We start from the raw sequence: 18,741 nt of genomic DNA on the forward strand, positions 1-18,741 counted from the left end.
ATGCCCGACACCCCTCGCTCGACCTACCGGGTCCAGGTGCGGCCCGGCTTCGACCTGGACACCACCGCCGAGCTGACGGGCTACCTCGCCGCGCTCGGCGTCACCCACCTCTACACCGCGCCCCTGCTCACCGCCACCCCTGGCTCCACGCACGGCTACGACGTGGTCGACCACCGCGCGGTCAACCCGCAGCTGGGCGGCGAGGCCGCGCGGGCGCGGCTGGTCCGGGCGCTGCGCGCGGCCGGGCTGGGCCTGGTCGTGGACATCGTGCCCAACCACGCCGGGGTGGCCCGGCCGGAGGCCAACCCGGCCTGGTGGGACGTGCTGCGGCGGGGACGCGACTCGGCGTACGCGCGCTGGTTCGACATCGACTGGGACCGCGGGCGGCTGCTGCTGCCGGTGCTCGCCGACACCGCCGACGCGCTCGACGACCTCAAACTCGTCGGCGGGGAGCTGCGCTACCACGAGCACCGCTTCCCGGTCGCCGACGGCACCGGCGACGGCACGCCCCGCCAGGTGCACGACCGGCAGCACTACGAGCTGGTGAACTGGCGGCGCGGCGACGCCGAACTGACGTACCGCCGGTTCTTCGCCGTGTCCGACCTGGCCGGCCTGCGGGTGGAGGACCCGGAGGTGTTCGACGCCACCCACGCGGAGATCCTGCGCTGGGTCGACGCCGGGGAGGTCGACGGCATCCGCGTCGACCACCCGGACGGGCTGCGCGACCCGGCCGGCTACCTCGCCCGGTTGCGCGCCGCCGCGCCCGGGAGCTGGCTGGTGGTGGAGAAGATCCTGGAGTACGGCGAGGACCTCCCGGACTGGCCGGTCGACGGCACCACCGGCTACGACGCGCTGGCCGCCGTGTCCGGGTTGTTCGTCGACCCGGACGCCGAGGCCGACTTCACCGCGCTGGACGGCCGCCTCACCGGGCGGCACACCTCGTGGGAGGACCTGACGCACGCCACCAAGCTGGAGGCCGTCACCCGGCTGCTCGCCGCCGAGCTGACCCGGCTGGCCGCGCTCGTGCCCGAGGTGCCCGGCGAGCAGGTCCGCGCCGCCCTGGCCGAACTGGCCGCGTGCTTCCCGGTCTACCGCGGCTACCCGCCCTCCGGCGCCCGGCACCTGGCCGCCGCCCGCAGCGAGGCAGGCCGCCGCCGTCCCGACCTGACCGGCGTGCTGGACGCGGTCACCGCCCGGCTACGCGACCCCGGACACGAGCTGGCCGCCCGGTTCCCGCAGCTCACCGGCGCGGTGATGGCCAAGGGCGTGGAGGACACCGCCTACTACAGGTGGAGCCGGTTCGTCGCCCTCAACGAGGTCGGCGGCAGCCCGGCCCACTTCGGCGTGCCAGCGACCGAGCTGCACCGCTTCGCCGCCGCCCGGCACGTGCGCTGGCCGGCGAGCATGACCGCGCTCTCCACCCACGACACCAAACGCGGCGAGGACGTCCGCGCCCGCCTCGCGGTGCTGTCCGAGCTGCCCGGCCGCTGGGCCGAGCGGGTCGCCGACTGGATGTCCCGGGCGCCGCTGGCCGACCCCGCGCTGGCCCACCTGCTCTGGCAGACCGCCGTCGGGGCGTGGCCGATCGAACGGGACCGGCTGCACGGGTACGCCGAGAAGGCCGCCCGGGAGGCGTCGGTCGCCACGAGCTGGGCCGATCCGGACCCGACCTTCGAGCACGAGCTGCACGCCCTGGTCGACCGGATGTACGACGACCCGGAACTGCACGCGCAGATCACCGCGTTCGCCGCCGAGATCACCCCGCCCGGCTGGTCGAACGCGCTCGGGCAGAAGCTGGTGCAGCTCGCCATGCCCGGCGTGCCGGACGTCTACCAGGGCACCGAACTGTGGGAGAACTCGCTCGTCGATCCGGACAACAGGCGGCCGGTCGACTTCGCCGTACGCCGGGACCTGCTGGCCCGGCTCGACGCCGGCTGGCGGCCCGCGGTGGCCGCCGACGGCGCGGCCAAGCTGCTCGTGGTGTCCCGGACGCTGCGGTTGCGCCGAGACCGCCCGGACCTGTTCGGCGGCTACCGGCCGGTGCCGGCGCGCGGCCCGGCCGCCGCGCACGCGGTGGCCTTCGACAGGGGCGGCGCGGTGGCGGTGGCGACCCGGCTGCCGCTGCGGCTGGCCCGCTCCGGCGGCTGGCGGGACACGGCGGTGTCACTTCCCGTTCACGAGTGCACCGACTTGTTCACCGGACGGGTCTACAGTGGTTCTGAGCTGCTCCTGGATGATCTGCTGAGCACCTACCCCGTCGCCCTCCTCGCACCCACCGACTCTGTGGAGGCCGCCGCATGACCGAGTTCACGGTATGGGCGCCCGAGGCCACCCGGATGCGGCTGCGCCTGCCCGGCGTCGCCGACCACGAGATGCGTCAGGGGCCGGACGGCTGGTGGCGGGCCGAGGTGCCCGACGCCGGGCCGGGCACCGACTACGCGTTCCTGCTCGACGACGACGAGCAGGCCCTGCCCGACCCCCGCTCGGCCTGGCAGCCGGCCGGGGTGCACGGGCCCAGCCGGCTCTACGACCACGCCGCGTTCGCCTGGACCGACGCCGGCTGGACCGGCCGGCAACTGCCCGGCAGCGTGCTGTACGAGCTGCACATCGGCACGTTCACCCTCCAGGGCACGTTCGACGGGGCGATCGCGAAGCTCGACCACCTGGTCGACCTCGGCGTGGACATGGTCGAGCTGCTGCCCGTCAACGCGTTCAACGGCGAGTACAACTGGGGTTACGACGGCGTCTGCTGGTACGCCCCGCACGAGCCGTACGGCGGCCCGGACGGCCTGAAACGGTTCGTCGACGCCGCCCACGCCAAGGGCCTGGGGGTGATCCTCGACGTCGTCTACAACCATTTCGGGCCCTCCGGGGCCTACGCGCCGCGATTCGCGCCGTACCTCACCGAGCAGAGCAACACCTGGGGCCGCACCGTCAACCTGGACGGCCCGCACTCCGACGGGGTACGCCGCTACATCGCCGACAGCGTGCTGGGCTGGCTGCGCGACTACCACGTCGACGGGCTGCGGCTGGACGCCGTGCACGCCATGCCGGACGGCCGGGCCGTGCACTGGCTGGAGGAGGTCGCCGCCGAGGTCGAGGCGCTGTCGGCGCACCTGGGCCGGCCGCTGTCGCTGATCGCCGAGAGCGACCTCAACGACCCGCGCCTGATCACGCCCCGCGAGGCGGGTGGGTACGGCCTGCACGCCCAGTGGAACGACGACGCCCACCACGCGCTGCACACGCTGCTCACCGGCGAGCGGCAGGGCTACTACGGCGACTTCGGCTCCCTGGAATGCCTCACCGACGTGCTGACCGGCGGGTTCTTCCACGCCGGCACCTGGTCCAGCTTCCGGGGCCGCAGTCACGGCCGCCCGGTCGACAGGCAGCGCACGCCCGGCCACCGCTTCGTGGCGTACCTGCAGAACCACGACCAGATCGGCAACCGGGCCACCGGCGACCGGATCTCCGCCACGCTCTCGCCCGGCCTGCTGCGCGTCGGCGCGACGCTGCTGATGACCGCGCCGTTCACGCCGATGCTGTTCATGGGGGAGGAGTGGGCCGCCGCCACGCCGTGGCAGTTCTTCACCAGCCATCCCGAGCCGGAACTGGCCGCGGCGGTCGCCACCGGCCGCCGGCGGGAGTTCGCCGACCACGGCTGGGCCACCGACGACGTGCCCGACCCGCAGGACCCGCAGACGTTCCTGCGGTCCCGGCTGGACTGGGCCGAGCTGGACAAGCCCGAACACCGCGAGACGTACGACCTCTACCGGCGGCTGATCGCGCTGCGCCGCTCCCGGGCCGACCTGTCCGACCCCCGGCTGGACCGGGTCGACGTCCGTCACGGCGACCGGTTCCTGGTGATGCGGCGCGGCGACACGCTCGTGGTGGCGAACCTGGCCGACCGGGCGCAGCGGATCAACCTGCCCGGTGTGGTACGCCGCGTGCTGCTCACCACCTCCGAGGGCGTCACGGTGATGCGCGACGGCATCGAGCTGCCGCCCGAGTCGGCAGCCATCGCGGCGCTCTGACCGCTCACCGGTGAAGTTTGCGCCGTACCGCCTCGGCGTCGGCGTGACCGAGCTCCTCGTACAGCGCGAGTGACCGCCGCCAGGCGTCCCGGGCCGCGTCCGCCCGCCCGGCCGCGGCCCATGTGTCGCCGAGGTGGTCCAGCACGATGCCTTCGGCGTGCCGGTCACCGATCTCGGCGAACAGGGCGAGGGCCTGCTGGTAGCAGTCCACGGCGTGCTCGTACTCGCCCAGGTGGTGGTGGGCGAAGCCGATGCTGTCCCACGTGTTCGCCTGCCCGTACGCGCTCCCTGCCTGCTCGGACAGGGCGAGCGCGCGGCGGCAGAAGGTGATCGCGTCGTGGTGCTCGCCGAGCTGCGAGTGGTACCAGCCGATCGCGTTGAGCGCGACCGCCTGCTTGAGCGGGCTGCCGACCCGTTCGTAGAGGGCGAGACTTCGCCGCGCGTGCGGCAGGGCCTCCCGGGGCTGCCGCTGCCGGTCGTGCAGCATGCTGAGGTCGAAGTGGGTGTGCGCCCGCCCCTCGTCGTCGCCCAGCGCGGCGAACAGATCCAGCGCGGCGAGCAGGTTGCGCTGCGCCTCGGCGTACCGGCCGAGGTTGGAGCAGGCCCCGGCCAGGAGCCGGTGCGCCTGGGCCTGGGCCGGGCGGTCGCCGGACCGCCGGGTCGACTCGACCGCCCGGCGGGCCACCGCGGCCCAGTCGTGCCAGTGGCCCTGCCTGTCGAAGTAGGTCGCCAGGGTCCACGAGAGCTGACCGGTGGCGACGTCGAGGCCGGCGCCGGCGGCGTACTCGATGGTCGCGAGGAGCACCTGATGTTCGCCGGTGAACCAGGCCAGCGCCGCCGCCAGGTCGTCGAGCCGTTCGGCGGTCACCCCCGGCGCGGCGGGGGCCAGGGTCAGCGGATCGCGCTGCGGGGACAGCAACAGCGCGGCCGCGTGCGCGGTGTGCAGGTGGTGGTCGACCAGCCGGCGCAACGCGGACCGGGAACCGGCCGGGTCGCCTCTCGCCCGCTCGACCGCGAAGCTCCGGACCAGGTCGTGCATGCGGTACCGGCCGGCGACGTGTTCCTGCACCAGGTGCGCGTCGAGCAGTTCGCGCAGCGGCCGGCGCAGCTCGTCGGGCGTACGGGCGGTCAGGCTGGCCGCCGCGGCCCGGCCGATGTCCGGGCCCGGGGCGAGGCCGAGCAGCGCGAACACCTCGGCCGCAGCCGGGGTGAGCGCCGCCAGCGATCGGGACAGCACCACCCGCAGGTTCGTCGTCACCTCGTCGCCGGCCAGCACGTCCAGCGGGCTGACCGCTGTGGTCAGCTCGGCCGCGACGGACGACAGGGCCAGTTCGGGGTTGAGTGCGGCGCGGGCCGCCACGATCCCGAGCGCCAGGGGCAGACCCCCGCAGAACCGCAGGATGTCCGCGACGGCGTCCGGCTGTCCCGCCACCCGCGTGGCGCCCACCTGCCGGACGATCAGCTCGCGGGCCTCGTCGTCGGGCAGCACGTCCAGCGGCAGCGGTCGCGCGCCGTGGGTGGTGACGAGACCGGCCAGCTGCCGTCGGCTGGTCACCAGGACCGCGCTCGTGGGGGTGCCGGGCAGCAGCGGGATCACCGTGGCGGCGTCGCGGGCGTCGTCGAGGACCACCAGCAGCCGGCGGCCGGCGACGAGCGTGCGGTACAGCGACGCCCGGGCCTCCGGATCGGCCGGGACACGCGCCGGCTCGACGCCGAGCGCCTCGAGGAAGCCGCGCACCGCGACCGGCCACCCCACCGGGTCCGAGGTCGGGTCGAAGCCGCGCAGGTTGACGTAGAGCTGCCCGTCGGGGAAGCGATCGGCGTTGGCGTGCGCCCACCGCAGGGCGAGCCAGGTCTTGCCGACACCACCGCCGCCACCGATGGACGAGATCACCACCGGGGGCGCGGCGCCGTCCGGGCGTCCCGCGTCGCCGAGTTGTTCGTCGAGGCGCGCGAGCTGGGCGGTCCGGCCGGCGAAGACGCCTGGTGACGCGGGTAGCTGCCGGGGCACGGTGCCCCCACCCCGTGCCGTGCCGGTCGGGCCGGTGGCCGTCGCGCTCGGTTCTTCGCCGCCCGCCGGCTCCGGCGGTGCGACCGCCGTGTCGGCGGTGAGGATCTGCTGGTAGAGCTGTGCCAGCGGCGGGCTGGGGTCGGCGCCGATCTCGGCGGCCAGCCGGCGGCGCAGCCGGTGGAAGTGTTCGAGGGCGTCCGCCTGCCGCCCGCACCGGTACAACGCGAGCATCGCCTGCGCCGCGAGGCGCTCGTCCCACGGGTGCCGGCCGCTCAGATCCAGCAGGTCGGGGAGAAGGCGGGCGTGCGCGCCCCGGCGCAGCGCGATGTCGTTGCGGTCCAGCGCGGCCGCGAGCCGCTGCCGGTCGAGGGTCTGCCGGTAGGCCGTCAGCCACGGCGTGGTCAGCCCGTCGAACGCGTCGCCGCGCCAGAGCCCCAGCGCCCGCTCCAGGCAGCCGATCGCCGTGGCGTCGTCCGCGGCGCGCCGGGCCCGCTCGGTCAGCGCGCGGAAGCGGTGCAGATCGACGCGGTCCGGATCGACGGCGAGCAGGTAGCCGGGATGGCGCCGGACGATACGGACCTCGTCGGCGCCGGCCAGCGCCTGCCGCAGCCGGGACAGGTAACCACGCAGCGTGGCGGCGGCCCCGTCCGGCACCTCGTCGCCCCAGACCCGGTTGATGAGCTGTCCGGTCGGGACGACACGGTTGGGCTCGACCAGAAGAGCGGCGAGGACGCACTGCTGACGGGCGTGACCGATCCGGACCGTCCGGCCGTCGACCCGGACGTCCAGGTCGCCGAGCACCCGGAACTCCACCGCCACGGGCTGTCACGGTAGCCGCGTGCGGTCATGGTCGGACCGGGCTTGACGACGATCCGACAGGCGGGGGCGCGACGGTGCGCGGGGCCCGTTCTCCGAGCCCCGCGCACCGCCGTGCCGACGGGATCACGGGCAGTTGACCACGATTTCCACACTGGGCCGGCAGTCGTCGAACACCACGTCCGGGCCGCCGTCACCGTCGTCCACGCCGGGACCGCCGACCAGGGTGTCCCCGCCCTTGTCGCCGAAGAGGTGGTCGTCGTTGCTGCCGCCGTCCACGCGGTCGTTGCCGTCCAGGGCGCTGGGCCCGATGAACCGGTCCCCGTGGATGGTGTCGGCGCCGCCGTCGCCGTGGAGGTTGTCGTCACCCAGGTCGCCCCAGATGTCGTCGCCGTTCAGCCCGCCGTAGACGATGTCGTCGCCGGTGTTGGCCTTGATGTCGTCGTTGCCGGCGAGGCCGCAGATGATGTCGTCGTAGACGCTTCCGACGATGACGTCGCGAAGGGTCGTGCCGATGATGAACTCCGGGCCGTTGGTGTTGGGGCTGACGTAGCGCCCTCCGGCGACGACGTACACCGTGGTGTACCCGGCCGGCACGGGCGCCCCGGAGTACGGGCCGCAGTCGGCGGGGACCACATAGGCCGCCGACGCCGGGGTGGCGCCGCCGGCCAGGCCCGCGGCGGCCAGGCCGAGCGCCCCGATCACCGAAGCGACGGTACGCGGGGTGAAGAGGTGATTGTGTGACATGACGCTTCTCCTTGCGGTTGTTGTGTACGAGAAGCGTCACCGGCGAGCGTTCAGCGGACGTGCAGCAAACGTGCAACCGGGGCGGGGAGCGGTGAGTTCGTCCGGGGGGCGTGGTTCCATCTCTGACGACCCGACCCTGGAGGCTTCATGTCCGACACGCTGACCCGCCGTGAGCTGTGGGCGCTCGCGCACGCCGAGCGCGCCGCACTCGCCGACGACCTCGCCGGACTCGACGCGGCTCAGTGGGCGCGGCGCTCGCTGTGCGGCCGGTGGACGGTGCAGGAGGTGGTCGCGCACCTGACCGCGGCGGCGAGTGTCGGCCGCGCCCGCTGGGTCGCCAGCGTGGTCGGCGCCCGGTTCGACTTCGACCTGCACAACGACCGCCGGCTGGCCGAGCACCGGGGCGCCGGCCCGGGGGAGACGCTCGACCGGTTCCGCCGGATCATCGGCAGCACCACGTCGACGTTCGGCCCGACCGAGGCGTGGCTCGGTGAGGTGGTCGTGCACGCCCAGGACATCCGGCGTCCGCTCGGCCTGGCAGGGACGCCCTCGGTCGAGGCGGTCACGCCGGTCGCCCGGTTCTACGCCGGGCGGGACTTCACAGTGAACGGTCGCAGCGCCATCGACGGCCTGCGGGTGGAGGCGACCGACGGGCCGTTCACCGCCGGCACCGGTCCGTTGGTCAGCGGCACCACCCTCGCGCTGACGATGGCGATGGCCGGGCGGGCCGCCTATTGCGACGACCTCACCGGGCCGGGCGTGCAGACGCTGCGGGAACGCTGCACGCCTGCCTGACGACGGCCGGCGGCGTCGGGAACGCGGGAGAGCCGCCGGTCGGGTGCTTGCGGCGGGTCCGGTCGGCGCGGCGGATCCCGATCACCGCGGGCGAGACCGATCGGCGCGGGCAGGGTGCCAGGGCGTCGGCGGCCCGGGTCACGACCTCGGCAGTGTCAGGATCTCCGCGCCGTCGTCGGTGATGGCGATGGTGTGCTCGCTGTGCGCGGTGCGGCAGCCGGTCGCGCTGCGCAGCGTCCACCCGTCGGCGTCGGTGACCAGCGTGGCGGTGTCCGCCATCACCCACGGTTCCAGCGCCAGCAGCAGCCCGGGGCGCAGCGGGTAGCCGCGCCCGGGCCGGCCGGTGTTCGACACGTGCGGGTCCTGGTGCATGGTCGAGCCGACACCGTGACCGCCGAACTCGGTGTTGACCGAGTAGCCGGCTTCGGTGAGGACCGAGCCGATGGCGTACGAGAGGTCGCCGACGCGCGCGCCGGGACGGGCCGCGGCGATCCCGGCGCGCAGCGCCCGCTCGGTGGCGTCGATCAGCGCGACGCTCTCCGCGGGCCGGGCCTCGCCGACGAGGAAGCTGATCGCGGAGTCGGCCACCACCCCGCCCAGCGAGACGGCCAGGTCGAGGCTGAGCAGGTCGCCGTCGGCGAGCGCGTAGTCGTGCGGCAGCCCGTGCAGCACCGCGTCGTTCACCGAGGTGCAGATGTAGTGGCCGAACGGTCCGCGCCCGAACGACGGCTCGTAGTCGACGTAGCAGGACTGCGCCCCGGCCTCGGTGATCATGCGCTGTGCCTGCCTGTCGATGTCGAGCAGGTTCGTGCCGACGGTGGTGCGGCTACGCAGCGTCCGCAGGATGTGGGCGACCAGGGCGCCGGTGTCCCGCGCCCGCCGTACGTCGGTGGGGCTCAGGATCTCGATCATGCGGGCGCCTTCCTCGCGCGACCAATAAGTATCCCGGTCATGTTATCCCGGTATTAGAATCCTGGCATGGTCCGGTTGCCCCTCACCCCCGCCGAGGTCGAGCGCGGGCAGCGTCTGGGCGCGCTCCTGCGCCGTGCCCGTGGGGAGCGCTCGATGCTGCTCACCGCGCTCGACGCCGGCGTGTCGCCGGAGACGCTCCGGAAGATCGAGTCCGGCCGGGTCGCCACGCCCGCGTTCCCCACCATCGCGGCCATCGCCGACGTCCTCGGTCTCTCCCTCGACGAGGTGTGGTCCGAGATCAACCGATCCGACGCCGCGGTGCGTCTCGCGCCGTCCGAGCGGCGGCTGGCCTCGTAGGGCCGCCCCGTCGACGGGGGAGCATACCGAGTATGTATGCTCCCGGCATGCCACCCTCGCGTCGCGCCGTCACCCTCGTCGTCCCCGTCGCCGGATTCCTGCTCGGCTTCCTGGACTTCGTCTGGATCAAGTGGGTGCCGTACCCGTTCGCCGAACTCGGCAACTCCACAGCCACCTGGGCCGTGGCCGCGTTCGCGCTGGGCTGGTGGATCCGGTCGGGCGCGGTACGCGCCGCCGTCGCCGCCAGCATCCTGCTGATCGTCGCGGTGCCCAGCTACTACCTGGCGGCGACGCTGCTCCAGGGCGACGACCTCGCGATGATCTGGGCGCTCACCTCGTTCGTCTGGATGGCTTTCGGCGTGGTGGCGGGCGTGGTGTTCGGTGTCGCCGGGATCTGGGCGCGGACCGACGGGTGGCGGCGCGTCGTGGGTGTCGCGCTGCCGGTGGCAGTGTTCGTCGAGGAGGCGCTGCGGTTCGCGCTGAAGTCCGGGTCCTATCCCGGAGCCTGGTGGAACGTGGCGATCGACCTCGGACTCGCCGCGTTGCTGGTGGTGCTGATCGGCCGGTCCGCCCGGGTGCGGCTGCTGGCCGCCGCCACGGCGCTCCCGCTGGCCGCGCTCGGCGCGCTCACGTTCACCGTCGTCGCCGGCTGACTAGACTCGCAGGCCATGGGATCGCTCGTCTTCAGCCTCAACCTCACACTGGACGGTTGCGTCGACCACCGGGAGGGGGTCGTCGACGACGAGTCGCACGCCTATTTCACCCGCCTCATGGACGAGTGCGGGGCGGTGCTGTGGGGTCGCGTCACCTACGAGTTGATGGAGGCCTACTGGCCGGCCGTCGCCCGCGGCGACCGGGAGGCGGCGCCGGCGATGCGTGAGTGGGCGGCCAAGCTGGAGGCCAAACCCAAAGTCGTGGTGTCGGCGACGCGCACGGACTTCCCGTGGGCCAACAGCCACCACATCGCCGGCGACCTGCGCGAAGGGGTGCGGAAGCTGAAGGACGCGACCCCGGCCGGCGTCCTTCTCGGAAGCGGCGGGCTCGCGGCCGAGCTCGACCGGCTGGACCTGATCGACGAGTACAGGCTGCTCATCCATCCCCGGATCGCCGGTCACGGCCCGACGCTGTACGAGGACGGGCTGCCCGGCACACGCCGGCTCGAACTGCTCTCGGCGCAGCCGTTCCGCAGCGGCGTGGTGGCCATGCACTACCGCCGCGCGTGCTGACCCACCGGAGTCCGTCGCCGTCAGCTCGCCATCGGCCGCGACCGGTGACGACGACGCCCGGCCGGGGGAGAGGCCGATGAGGCGACGGCAGGCGATCGCGGCGGTGCTCACGACGGCTCTGGCGGCCGGCTGCACGACGGACCGGCCCGCCCCCGCGCCCCGGACCACCGCGTCGGCCGCATCGACCACCTCGGCGACGCAGAGCCCCTCGCCGGTGCCCGCGCCGCCGGAACTGGCGGCCCTGGAACGGCGCTCCGGCGCCCGGATCGGCGTCTACGCCGTCGACACCGGCACCGGCCGCACCCTGGCGCACCGCGCCGACGAGCGGTTCGCGTACGCGTCGACCTGCAAGGCGCTCGCGGCGGGTGCGATGCTCGCCGCCACGTCCGACGCCGAGCGGGACCGGGTGGTCCGCTACCGGCGCGCCGACCTGGTGGCGCACTCGCCGGTGACCGAACGGCACGTGGACACCGGGATCACGCTGCGGGACGCCGCCGAGGCGGCGGTGCGGTACAGCGACAACACCGCCGGCAACCTGCTGTTCGACGCGCTCGGCGGTCCGGACGGCTTCGCGCGGGCGCTCCGCGACGTGGGCGACCGGGTCACCCGGCCCGCCCGCACCGAGCCGGAGCTGAACGCGGCCACACCGGGCGACGAGCGCGACACCAGCACGCCCCGCGCGCTGGCCGGTTCGCTGCGCGCGTACACGCTGGGTGACGCCCTGCGGCCCGCGGACCGCGACCTGCTGCTGGGCTGGATGCGGGCCAGCACCACCGGGAGTGGCCTGGTCCGGGCCGGCGTGCCGGACGGCTGGCAGGTGGCGGACAAGTCCGGCACCGGCGGGTACGGCACCCGCAACGACATCGCCGTGATCTGGCCGCCCGGCCGGGCGCCGATCGTGCTGGCCGTCCTGTCGAGCCGGGACGGCCGCGACGCGAAGCCCGACGACGCAGTGGTCGCCGAGGCCGCGAAGGCGGCAGTGACGGCGCTGCGCTGACCTCCCGCCCGGTCAGGGGATCGGCCACTCGTGCACCGGCCGGTTGCTGTGCATCAGGTCGACGTAGTGGCGGACCACCTCGCGCAGGGCCGCCGGCCGGTCCATGTGGTCGGCCGACTCCAGCCGGTGCAGCGTCTCCACCTGCCACGTCGCGCCGTTGCGGCCGGTCAGGCAGCGCTGCTCGACGATGCCGAGCAGCCGGTCCCGTTCCGCCGGGTCCAGGCCCCACCGGTCCAGTCCCAGATGGGCCAGCGGCAGCAGCCGGCGCAGCACCAGCTCGGTCACCGGCAGGTAGCCCAGCCCGGGCCAGAACACCTGCGCGTCGATGCCGTGCCGGGCGCAGGCGTGGAAGTTCTCCTCGGCCGCGCTGAAGGACATCTGCGACCACAGCGGACGGTCGGCCTCGGCGAGCGCCCGTACCAGGCCGAAGTAGAACGCGCCGTTGGCGACCGTGTCCAGCACGGTCGGCCCGGCCGGCAGCACGCGGTTCTCCACCCGCAGGTGCGGCCGGCCCTTGGGCGCGTCGTACACCGGGCGGTTCCACCGGTAGACGGTGCCGTTGTGCAGGCGCAGCTCGGCCAGCTTCGGCACCCCGCCGCTGTGCAGCGTGGCCGCCGGGTCCTCCGGGTCGCAGACCGGCAGCAGCGCCGGGAAGTAGCGCACGTTCTCCTCGAACAGGTCGAACACCGAGGTGATCCAGCGCTCGCCGAACCACACCCGCGGGCGTACGCCCTGGGCCTTGATCTCCTCCGCCCGGGTGTCGGTGGCCTGCTGGAACAACGGCACCCGGGTCTCGCGCCACAGCTCCCGGCCGAAGAACAGCGGGGAGTTCGCGCCGAGCGCCACCTGGATGCCGGCTATCGCCTGGGCCGAGTTCCAGTAGTCGGCGAACTGCGCCGGGCTGACCTGGAGGTGGAACTGGGTGCTGGTGCACGCCGCCTCCGGCGTGATCGTGTCGGCGGTGGTGGCCAGCCGCTCGACCCCGCTGATCGCGATCGGCAGGTCCTCCCCGCGGGCGGCGAAGATCTGCTCGTTGAGCAGCGCGTACCGGGGGTTCGCCGACAGCGTCTCGGCGGTCAGGTGCTCGGGACGCAACGTCGGCAGGATCCCGATCATCACCATGTGCGCGCCGACCGTGCGGGCCTTGGACTCGGCGGCGTTCAGGCTGGCCCGCACGTGCTCCTCGAACGCGGCGGTGCCGGTGCCGGCCAGCCGTCGCGGCTCGACGTTGATCTCCACGTTGAACTGGCCCAGCTCGGTCTGGAACGCCGGGTCGGCGATCGCCTCCAGCACGTCGGCGTTGCGCATGGCCGGGTCGAAGCCGTCGTCGACCAGATTCAGCTCGATCTCCACGCCGGTCATCGGCCGCTCCACGTCGAACCGGGACTCGCGCAACATCTCGGCGAACACGTCCAGGCACCGCCGGACCTTCTCGCGGTAGCGGGCCCGATCCTCCCGGCTGAAGGTCCGCACGCCGACGTCCTCGCCCATGGTCACCACCCTGTCACAGTTGGTTCTTCCCAACCTCGCACGGAGCGGCGGGTCAGGAAAGGCCCGGGGGCCTTTCTGTACCCCGTGTCGGCCCCGGTGACCCCCGTCGCGGCGGCCCGGGTTGCGTCCGGACGGACCGGTCCGGGCGGCTAGCATGGGCGGCCGACGGCGAAGGGGAGTGGCTGATGCGCGACGGGTGGACCCGGGCGTTCGTGGTGGTGGCGTTCGCCGAGGCGTGCTCCTGGGCGGCGCTGCTGGCCGGCATGGCGGTCAAGTACGGCCCGCCCGGAAACGAGATCGGCGTCAAGATCTTCGGGCCGATCCACGGCGGGCTGTTCGTGCTCTACGGGCTGCTGACGCTCCTGGTGGCCCGCCGGCGCCGCTGGACCCTTGTGCAGACCGGGCTGGCCCTGGCCGCCGCCGTGCCGCCGTTCGCCACAGTGCTGTTCGAGCGCTGGGCGCAGCGCCGGGGTCTGCTCGACACGCCCGCCGCGGCCGAGCGGCCGCTCACTCCCGCCGGTCGCTGAGCGCGGCCGCTCACCCGCGCCGGTCGCTGCGCGCGACAGGCTCCTCGGTGAGGGAGGCGGCGAGCTCCGGGCGGATCACCGTGTGCCGCGACACGCCCTACGTGAGCGCCGAGCAGGCGGCCACGCCGAACAGCAGCACGGCACCCAGCGTCGCCTGCAGCAGCAGCGCCGGCCCCAGGTGCGACCAGAGCGTGGCCGTACGCGGGGTCAGCAGTTGCCCGGTGGTCAGGTTGACGATCCGCTCGATCCGCGGCGGCAGGTCCTCGTCGCGCTGCCCCCGCAGCGTGAGCTGGACGTGGTCGCCCGGGTGCAGCGCGCTCTGCGGCAGGTGGCCGTGCAGCTCGACCTCGACGAGCCGGCCGGTGGTGTCGCGTACCCGGACCGGGGTGACCAGGAACTCCGGCCCCTTCTTCAGGTCCTTGAAGCTGCGCCGGGCCCCGCCGCCGCCACTGCTGAGCAACGCGCGCACCACCTTCAGCAGCAGCCCCACCACTCCCGCGGCGGTGAGTACCGCGACCAGCACGGGCTGCCCGACCCGGACCTCCCGGGCATAGCCCTCCAGCAACCGGACCAGACGCCCGGTGACGACGCGTTCCGTCGGGTGGACGACGCGTCGGTCGTACAGCTCCGTGCCCATGTTCACCACCGAGAGTCCCGTTGCGTGCACAGATGGTATCGATCCTTCGGGTTGAACGACGTGAATGAACAGCGGTCACGCCCGGGCCGCCGGCAGGTGAACTCCGCCGGGGCGCGGGTATGCGTGCGGCCGAGCCGGAAAGGGGTCGAGCATGCAGCTGTCCTTCCTGCGCCCGCTCTACGACCGTCCCGGGCCGTGGTGCTCGGTCTACATGGACGCCTCCCGCGACACCCAGGACGCGCGAGCGCAGGTCGACCTGCGCTGGCGGGCCCTCAAGGGCGACCTGCTGGGGCAGGGCGCCGACCCGCTCACCGTCGAGGCGGTGGAGGAGGTCGTCCGCCGGCACCAGCCGATGCCCGGCGACTACGGCATAGCCGTGTTCGCCAGCCGGGGTCGCGTGGTGCTCACCGAGTACCTGTCCGCGCCACCGCTGCGCGACCTGGCCAGCTGGTCGGCGCTGCCGCACACCATGCCGCTGGTGGCCCAGCGCGGCGAGCAGGTGGCCTGGGTGCGGGTGCTGGCCGACCGTACCGGCGCGGACGCGATGGCGGTCAGCGCCGGCGGGGTGCCCCGGCGGGCCCAGGTGCGGGGCGGGCAGAGCCGCCAGCTGCGCCGGGTGCAGCCGGGCGGCTGGTCGCAGTCCCGCTACCAGCGTGCCGCCATGGAGGCGTGGCACCAGAACGCCGGTGACGCCGCCGCGGCCACCGCCGACCTGGCCGAGCGGGTCGGTGCCGACGTCGTCGTGGTGGCCGGGGACGTCCGGGCCACCGGCATGATCGCCGCCCAGCTGCCCGCGCGGTGGCAGGACGTGCTGGTCCGCACCGACGCCGGCGCCCGCGACGTGGGCGCTGACGACACGCTGATGGACGACATCACGGTGCAGACCGTCGCCGAGGTCGCCGACCGGCGCGTCACCGCCGCGCTGGACCGTTTCGGCGTTCAGGAGGACGTCGGCGCCGGCCTGGACGCCGTGGTCTCCGCGCTGCAACGCAACCAGGTCGACACCATGCTCATCGTGGACGACGCGTCGGCCGACGGCGAGCTGTGGGTGGGCCCCGAGCCGACCGAGATCGCCACCGACCGGGCGCAGCTGGCCGACATGTCGGTGGCCGACCCCCAGCGGGTACGCGCCGACGCGGCGCTGCTGCGCGCGCTGATCGGCACCGACGCGGACCTGACAGTGCTCGCGCCGGAGGAGGCGCCGGACCTGACCGACGGGGTCGGCGCGGTGCTGCGCTACGTCGACGCGGGCACGCCGGGGCGCGGCAATGGCTGAGCGGATCGTCGCCGACCTGGTGGTCGAACGCCTGCGGGCCTGGCGGGTACCGCGGGTGTTCGGCTGTCCGGGCGCGGCGGTCGCCCCGCTCGTGGGCGCGCTCGACGACGCGGGCGGGGATCCGGCGTTCGTCCCCGCCCGGCACGAGGAGACCGCCTCGTACATGGCCACCGGGCACGCGAAGTTCACCGGCGGCGTCGGGGTCTGCCTGGCCACCCAGGGGCCCAGCGCGGTGCACCTGCTCAACGGCCTCTACGACGCGAAGCTCGACAGCAAGCCGGTGGTCGCGATCGTCGGCGAGGACGTCACCGGTCCGCTCGGCGGCGCGCACGAGGAGATCGGGCTGAGCCGGCTCTTCGGCGACGTGTGCAACCAGTTCGTCCGCTACGGCCGCCGGCCCGAACAGGTGCCGGCGCTGCTGGACCAGGCGTTCCGTACCGCAGTGGCGACCCGCAGCCCGACCTGCGTGGTGCTGCCGCGGGCGTTGCAGGTCACCGCCGTGCCGGACCTGCTGCCGCAGGCCGCCGGGGTGGTCACCGCGACGCCCGGCGAGCCGCTGGCCCGGGTCATGCCGCACGACGCCGACCTGGACGCCGCCGCCTCGCTGCTCGGCAACGGGCAGCGGGTGGCGATGCTGGTCGGGCAGGGCGCGCACGGCGCGGCCGGGGAGATCGTCGCGCTCGCCGACCGGCTCGGCGCGGGCGTGGCCACGTCGCTGCTGGGCAAGCCGGTGCTCGACGAGCGGCTGCCGTTCCACACCGGCGTGCTGGGCGAGGTCGGCACCACCGCCGCCGCGCAGCTCATGGGCGCCTGCGACACACTGCTGATGATCGGCACCAACGATCCGTGGACCGACTGGTTCCCGATGCCCGGCCAGGTACGCACCATCCAGATCGACATCGACGGCCGGCGCATCGGCACCCGCTACCCGGTGGACGTGCCGCTGGTCGGCGACGCCGCCGAGACGCTGCGGGCGCTGCTGGCCCGGGTGCCGGAGCATCCCGGCCGCGAGTGGCGCGGCACGGTGGAGAAGATGGTGGACCGGTGGCGGGGAGCCGCCGCCGAACGCGCCGCCTCGCCCGCCGACCCGGTCGACCCGCGGCTCGTGCTCCGCGAGCTGTCCGCCCGGCTGCCCCGGCGCGCCGGTGTCGCGGTCGACGTCGGCTCGGTCGTCTACTGGTACGCCCGGCACCTGGAACTGCCACCGGGGGTGCAGGCCCGGCTGTGCGGCACGCTCGGCTCGATGGGCTGCGCGCTGCCGTACGCGGTAGCGGCCAAGCTGGCCCGCCCGGACGAGCCGGTGTTCGCCCTGCTCGGCGACGGCGCGATGCAGCTCAACGGCCTGGCCGAGCTGATCACGGTGGCGCACCACTGGCCGCAGTGGCGCGACCCCCGGCTGATCGTGCTGGTGCTGAACAACAGGGACCGGTCCGGCGTCGGTGGCGGCCGGTCAACGGGAGAGCGGCGACCCGAGGTGCCGTACGCCGGGTGGGCCCGCCTGCTCGGGCTGCACGGCGTACGGGTGGACCGGCCCGACCTGGTCGGCGCCGCCTGGGACGAGGTGCTGGCGGCCGACCGGCCCGCCGTCCTGGAGGCGGTGGTGGATCCGGCCGTGCCGCTGGACGCGCCCGAACCGGCGCTGGCCGACCTGCGCGGCCTGGTGGCCGACGGGGACGCCGCCCGCCGGGTACGGGAGCGGGTGATCCAGACCGAGGCCATCGCGGCCGACGAAGTCGTTTAGCGGCATCGGGGCGGGGCACTGCGACCGGGCGCAACCGTCCCGGGAGGTCACATGTCAGTCGCCGCCGTCAGCCGATACGGCCCCGCGCCGCTGCCCGCGGCGCGCGGGCCGGTCTCCGCCGCGCTGCTGACCGCGCTGCGCGGGGCGCCGGGGGAGCTGCCGGCCGGGCTGGGTGCCGGGTTCGAGGCGGTGGCCGCGCCGCTGACCGACGAGGATCTCCAGCTCACCCTGTTCCTCTGCTACGAACTGCACTACCGGGGGCTCTGCGGCGTCGACGAGGAGTGGGAGTGGGAGCCGTCGCTGCTGGCGCTGCGCGCCCGTGCCGAGCGGCCGTTCGAGGCGGCGCTGCGCGAGCTGGCCGGCCCGCTGCCCGCGGTGCTGCCGGCCGCCGTGCCCGGCGCGCTGGCCGACCTGGTGGCCGCCGACGACGGGCCGCCGCTGGCCGCGACGCTGCAACGGCGGGCCGACCTCGGCCGGTTCCGCGAGTTCGTCGTCCACCGCTCGATCTACCACCTGCGCGAGGCCGACCCGCACAGCTGGGCGCTGCCCCGGCTCGGCGGGCCGGCGAAGGCGGCGCTGGTGGAGATCCAGACCGACGAGTACGGCAACGGCCGGCTGGACCTGATGCACGCCGAGCTGTTCCGCACCACGATGGACCGGCTCGGCCTGGACACCGGCTACGCCGCCCACCTGGACCGGGTACCGGCGGTGACGCTGGCGACGAACAACCTGATGTCGCTGTTCGGCCTGCACCGGCGGCTGCGCGGGGCGCTGCTCGGGCACCTGGCCGCGTACGAGATGACCTCGTCGTTGCCGAACCGCCGGTACGGCAACGGACTGCGCCGGCTCGGCTTCGACGCGGTCGCCACGCGCTTCTACGACGAGCACGTCGAGGCCGACGCCGTGCACGAGCAGATCGCCGCGTACGACATGTGCGGCGGGCTGGTCCGGGCCGAGCCGGCGCTCGCGTCCGACGTGCTGTTCGGCGCCGCCGCCGCGCTGGCGCTGGACGGCCTGTTCGCCGCGCACCCGCTGACCGCCTGGTCGGCCGGCGGGTCGTCCCTGCGCCCGCCCCAGCGCGCCGTGGCCGCCGCCTGACGCGATCTTGCACTTCGGGCCCTCTGCGTGCCCGGTTCGGGAGATTTGCCGGGGCCCGAAGCGCAAGATCGGCGAGGGT

16 protein-coding genes are annotated in these 18,741 nt (G+C 74.3%); 11 read left to right on the forward strand and 5 right to left on the reverse strand.

From position 1 onward, the window contains the following. Nucleotides 1–2,301, forward strand: a complete 2,301-nt coding sequence (gene treY, locus ACGFIA_RS16950) for a malto-oligosyltrehalose synthase (protein WP_393260758.1) — start codon at nucleotides 1–3, stop codon at nucleotides 2,299–2,301. Continuing rightward, on the forward strand, nucleotides 2,298–4,031 hold the full coding sequence (gene treZ / locus ACGFIA_RS16955) for a malto-oligosyltrehalose trehalohydrolase (protein WP_357384133.1): 1,734 nt from the start codon (nucleotides 2,298–2,300) through the stop codon (nucleotides 4,029–4,031). Before treY ends, treZ begins: the two co-directional genes overlap by 4 nt. Before the next feature lie 4 nt (nucleotides 4,032–4,035). On the opposite strand, the gene ACGFIA_RS16960 is transcribed toward treZ, so the two are convergent. Together ACGFIA_RS16960 and ACGFIA_RS16965 are read right to left on the reverse strand one after the other, a co-directional pair. Then, on the reverse strand, nucleotides 4,036–6,861 hold the full coding sequence (locus ACGFIA_RS16960; protein ID WP_393260761.1) for a BTAD domain-containing putative transcriptional regulator: 2,826 nt from the start codon (nucleotides 6,859–6,861) through the stop codon (nucleotides 4,036–4,038). Nucleotides 6,862–6,984: 123 nt separating this feature from the next. Further along, entirely contained in the window at nucleotides 6,985–7,605 is a 621-nt protein-coding gene (locus tag ACGFIA_RS16965; RefSeq protein ID WP_357384137.1) for a hemolysin, read from the reverse strand. Between the two features lie 147 nt (nucleotides 7,606–7,752). On the opposite strand from ACGFIA_RS16965, the gene ACGFIA_RS16970 reads away from it, so the two are divergent. Beyond that, a complete protein-coding gene (locus tag ACGFIA_RS16970; RefSeq protein WP_357384139.1) occupies nucleotides 7,753–8,400 on the forward strand; it encodes a maleylpyruvate isomerase family mycothiol-dependent enzyme in 648 nt (215 codons plus the stop codon). Between the two features lie 138 nt (nucleotides 8,401–8,538). Here ACGFIA_RS16970 and map read toward each other — a convergent pair whose 3' ends face one another. Further along, nucleotides 8,539–9,312 carry a type I methionyl aminopeptidase gene (gene map / locus ACGFIA_RS16975; RefSeq protein WP_357473912.1) on the reverse strand — a complete coding sequence of 258 codons (774 nt, stop codon included), beginning with the start codon at nucleotides 9,310–9,312 and terminating at the stop codon, nucleotides 8,539–8,541. Between the two features lie 66 nt (nucleotides 9,313–9,378). Between map and ACGFIA_RS16980 the strand changes: the two genes are divergently transcribed. The 4 genes from ACGFIA_RS16980 to bla all read left to right on the forward strand — a co-directional run bounded on the left by ACGFIA_RS16980 (nucleotide 9,379) and on the right by bla (nucleotide 11,892). Then, complete coding sequence (locus ACGFIA_RS16980) at nucleotides 9,379–9,669, forward strand: helix-turn-helix transcriptional regulator (protein ID WP_357384143.1); 291 nt, start codon at nucleotides 9,379–9,381, stop codon at nucleotides 9,667–9,669. 47 nt (nucleotides 9,670–9,716) lie between these two features. Further along, the gene (locus tag ACGFIA_RS16985; RefSeq protein WP_357384145.1) at nucleotides 9,717–10,322 is read left to right on the forward strand and encodes a DUF6518 family protein; all 606 of its coding nucleotides are present in this window, start codon (nucleotides 9,717–9,719) and stop codon (nucleotides 10,320–10,322) included. Between the two features lie 15 nt (nucleotides 10,323–10,337). After that, complete coding sequence (locus ACGFIA_RS16990) at nucleotides 10,338–10,895, forward strand: dihydrofolate reductase family protein (protein ID WP_357384147.1); 558 nt, start codon at nucleotides 10,338–10,340, stop codon at nucleotides 10,893–10,895. A gap of 76 nt (nucleotides 10,896–10,971) precedes the next feature. Then, nucleotides 10,972–11,892: a class A beta-lactamase gene (gene bla, locus ACGFIA_RS16995; RefSeq protein ID WP_357473909.1), complete on the forward strand. Its 921-nt coding sequence runs from the start codon at nucleotides 10,972–10,974 to the stop codon at nucleotides 11,890–11,892. A gap of 12 nt (nucleotides 11,893–11,904) precedes the next feature. On the opposite strand, the gene ACGFIA_RS17000 is transcribed toward bla, so the two are convergent. Then, entirely contained in the window at nucleotides 11,905–13,383 is a 1,479-nt protein-coding gene (locus ACGFIA_RS17000) for a glutamate--cysteine ligase (RefSeq protein ID WP_357384151.1), read from the reverse strand. Between the two features lie 185 nt (nucleotides 13,384–13,568). On the opposite strand from ACGFIA_RS17000, the gene ACGFIA_RS17005 reads away from it, so the two are divergent. After that, complete coding sequence (locus ACGFIA_RS17005) at nucleotides 13,569–13,910, forward strand: DUF3817 domain-containing protein (RefSeq protein ID WP_357384153.1); 342 nt, start codon at nucleotides 13,569–13,571, stop codon at nucleotides 13,908–13,910. Between the two features lie 97 nt (nucleotides 13,911–14,007). On the opposite strand, the gene ACGFIA_RS17010 is transcribed toward ACGFIA_RS17005, so the two are convergent. Next, nucleotides 14,008–14,547 (reverse strand): hypothetical protein, encoded by a 540-nt coding sequence (locus ACGFIA_RS17010; protein ID WP_393260768.1) that lies wholly within the window; start codon nucleotides 14,545–14,547, stop codon nucleotides 14,008–14,010. Nucleotides 14,548–14,698: 151 nt separating this feature from the next. Between ACGFIA_RS17010 and ACGFIA_RS17015 the strand changes: the two genes are divergently transcribed. From ACGFIA_RS17015 to ACGFIA_RS17025, 3 genes are read left to right on the forward strand one after another with little or no spacing between them, the layout of a single operon-like run. Continuing rightward, the gene (locus tag ACGFIA_RS17015; protein ID WP_393260770.1) at nucleotides 14,699–15,823 is read left to right on the forward strand and encodes a Vms1/Ankzf1 family peptidyl-tRNA hydrolase; all 1,125 of its coding nucleotides are present in this window, start codon (nucleotides 14,699–14,701) and stop codon (nucleotides 15,821–15,823) included. Beyond that, complete coding sequence (locus ACGFIA_RS17020) at nucleotides 15,816–17,564, forward strand: thiamine pyrophosphate-binding protein (RefSeq protein ID WP_357384157.1); 1,749 nt, start codon at nucleotides 15,816–15,818, stop codon at nucleotides 17,562–17,564. The genes ACGFIA_RS17015 and ACGFIA_RS17020 overlap by 8 nt, the downstream gene beginning before the upstream one ends. Before the next feature lie 51 nt (nucleotides 17,565–17,615). Then, nucleotides 17,616–18,662 carry an iron-containing redox enzyme family protein gene (locus tag ACGFIA_RS17025; RefSeq protein WP_393260774.1) on the forward strand — a complete coding sequence of 349 codons (1,047 nt, stop codon included), beginning with the start codon at nucleotides 17,616–17,618 and terminating at the stop codon, nucleotides 18,660–18,662. Nucleotides 18,663–18,741: the final 79 nt, after the last annotated feature.

Source organism: Micromonospora sp. NPDC049203, from assembly GCF_043197215.1.
GTDB lineage: Bacteria > Actinomycetota > Actinomycetes > Mycobacteriales > Micromonosporaceae > Micromonospora.

Excerpts from the sequence above, each read along its gene's own strand:
- treY (WP_393260758.1), top strand. The coding sequence starts at position 1 with ATGCCCGACACCCCTCGCTCGACCTACCGGGTCCAGGTGCGGCCCGGC.
- treZ (WP_357384133.1), top strand. The coding sequence starts at position 2,298 with ATGACCGAGTTCACGGTATGGGCGCCCGAGGCCACCCGGATGCGGCTG.
- ACGFIA_RS16965 (WP_357384137.1), bottom strand. The coding sequence starts at position 7,605 with ATGTCACACAATCACCTCTTCACCCCGCGTACCGTCGCTTCGGTGATC.
- ACGFIA_RS16970 (WP_357384139.1), top strand. The coding sequence starts at position 7,753 with ATGTCCGACACGCTGACCCGCCGTGAGCTGTGGGCGCTCGCGCACGCC.
- map (WP_357473912.1), bottom strand. The coding sequence starts at position 9,312 with ATGATCGAGATCCTGAGCCCCACCGACGTACGGCGGGCGCGGGACACC.
- ACGFIA_RS16980 (WP_357384143.1), top strand. The coding sequence starts at position 9,379 with ATGGTCCGGTTGCCCCTCACCCCCGCCGAGGTCGAGCGCGGGCAGCGT.
- ACGFIA_RS16985 (WP_357384145.1), top strand. The coding sequence starts at position 9,717 with ATGCCACCCTCGCGTCGCGCCGTCACCCTCGTCGTCCCCGTCGCCGGA.
- ACGFIA_RS16990 (WP_357384147.1), top strand. The coding sequence starts at position 10,338 with ATGGGATCGCTCGTCTTCAGCCTCAACCTCACACTGGACGGTTGCGTC.
- bla (WP_357473909.1), top strand. The coding sequence starts at position 10,972 with ATGAGGCGACGGCAGGCGATCGCGGCGGTGCTCACGACGGCTCTGGCG.
- ACGFIA_RS17000 (WP_357384151.1), bottom strand. The coding sequence starts at position 13,383 with ATGGGCGAGGACGTCGGCGTGCGGACCTTCAGCCGGGAGGATCGGGCC.
- ACGFIA_RS17005 (WP_357384153.1), top strand. The coding sequence starts at position 13,569 with ATGCGCGACGGGTGGACCCGGGCGTTCGTGGTGGTGGCGTTCGCCGAG.
- ACGFIA_RS17010 (WP_393260768.1), bottom strand. The coding sequence starts at position 14,547 with ATGGGCACGGAGCTGTACGACCGACGCGTCGTCCACCCGACGGAACGC.
- ACGFIA_RS17015 (WP_393260770.1), top strand. The coding sequence starts at position 14,699 with ATGCAGCTGTCCTTCCTGCGCCCGCTCTACGACCGTCCCGGGCCGTGG.
- ACGFIA_RS17020 (WP_357384157.1), top strand. The coding sequence starts at position 15,816 with ATGGCTGAGCGGATCGTCGCCGACCTGGTGGTCGAACGCCTGCGGGCC.
- ACGFIA_RS17025 (WP_393260774.1), top strand. The coding sequence starts at position 17,616 with ATGTCAGTCGCCGCCGTCAGCCGATACGGCCCCGCGCCGCTGCCCGCG.